The sequence below is a fragment of the Mycobacterium sp. 852002-51163_SCH5372311 genome, from assembly GCF_001667115.1.
Lineage (GTDB): Bacteria > Actinomycetota > Actinomycetes > Mycobacteriales > Mycobacteriaceae > Mycobacterium.
Genome location: NZ_LZIJ01000003.1, coordinates 1 through 1,440, shown reverse-complemented (window position 1 = coordinate 1,440; position 1,440 = coordinate 1). Strand labels below are relative to the sequence as shown.

The 1,440-nt window shown below is 67.8% G+C and carries 1 protein-coding gene; it reads left to right on the top strand.

What is annotated here, in order from left to right:
- The coding region (locus A5791_RS00275) for a condensation domain-containing protein (protein WP_156660917.1) at positions 1-1,440 on the top strand (1,440 nt) is incomplete at both ends.

The following is a 1,440-nucleotide window of genomic DNA, read 5'->3' as shown; positions in this document are numbered from 1 at the left end:
GGGCCGGATTGACCGCCTCGCGGTTTGTGGCCTGCCCATTCGGCGGGCCGGAGACTCGGATGTATCGCACCGGCGATTTGGTGTGTTGGCGCGCTGACGGGCAGTTGGATTACTTGGGCCGCGCCGATGAGCAGGTCAAGGTCCGCGGGTATCGCATCGAACTCGGCGAAATCCAAACGGCCCTGGCGAGTTTGGCTGGGGTGGCGCAGGCGGTGGTGATCGCCCGCGAGGACCGCCCCGGGGATAAGCGCCTAGTCGGCTATGTCACCGGGACCGTCGACCTCGGCGAGGCGCGCGCGGCGTTGGCCGAGCGGTTGCCTGCGTATATGGTGCCCGCGGCTGTGGTGGCGATCGAGGCGTTGCCGTTGACTCCCAACGGCAAACTCGACACCCGGGCACTGCCGGCACCGGAATACCAAGCGCTGGCGCGATATCGGGCGCCCGCCAACGCGGTAGAGGAGATCCTGGCCGGCATTTACGCCGAGGTCCTCGGTTTGGATCGGGTCGGAGTGGATGATTCCTTCTTCGATTTGGGTGGGGACAGCATTTCCTCGATGCAGGTAGTGGCCCGGGCGCGGGCAGCGGGACTGCTGTGCCGGCCGCGTGATGTGTTCGTCGAGCACAGTGTTGCCCGGCTGGCCCGGGTGGTAGAGACAGCCCCGGCCGGCGGGGTGATCGATGAGGGCATCGGGCTGGTAGCCGCGACTCCGATCATGCGCTGGCTGGCCAGTGTTCAGGGCCCCACCGAGCAGTTCAACCAGACGATGGTGGTTTCGGCCCCGGCGGGGGTGACCAAGGCCGACGTGGTGGTGCTGGTGCAGGCGCTGCTGGATCGCCATGCCATGTTGCGCGCACGCGTCGAGGACGACGCGGCCGCGGGGTGCTCATTGATGGTGCCGGAGGCCCTGGCCATCGATGCGCGCGATCTCGTGCACACCGCCGACGTGGTCTCCGTTGAAGTGCTGGTGGACGCGCGGGCGCGGTTGGATCCGGCGGCGGGGGTGATGCTCAGCGCGGTGTGGGCTGCCGAGGCCGGCCAGTTGGTGTTGGTCATTCATCATCTGGTGATCGATGCGGTGTCCTGGCGGGTGGTGCTCGATGACCTCAACACCGCCTGGGCCCAACACCGCAGCGGACAACCCGTCGTCTTGCCGGTGACCGGGACGTCGTTTGCCCGCTGGGCGTCGCTGTTGGGCGAGTATGCGCACCGCCGCGAGGTGGTGGAGCTCGCGGATGCGTGGAAGCAGGTGGCCGGTGCCCCGGCGGTGTTCCCGGCGCCCCAGCCGGCGCTGGATACCTATGCCAGCGCCGGACATCTGTCGGTGGCACTGGATGCCGAGACCACCCGGCAGCTGTTGGATGAGGTGCCCGCAGCGTTTCATGCCGGCATCCAAGAGATCCTGCTGATCGCCTACGGCTTGGCGGTGGCGCAGTATGTGG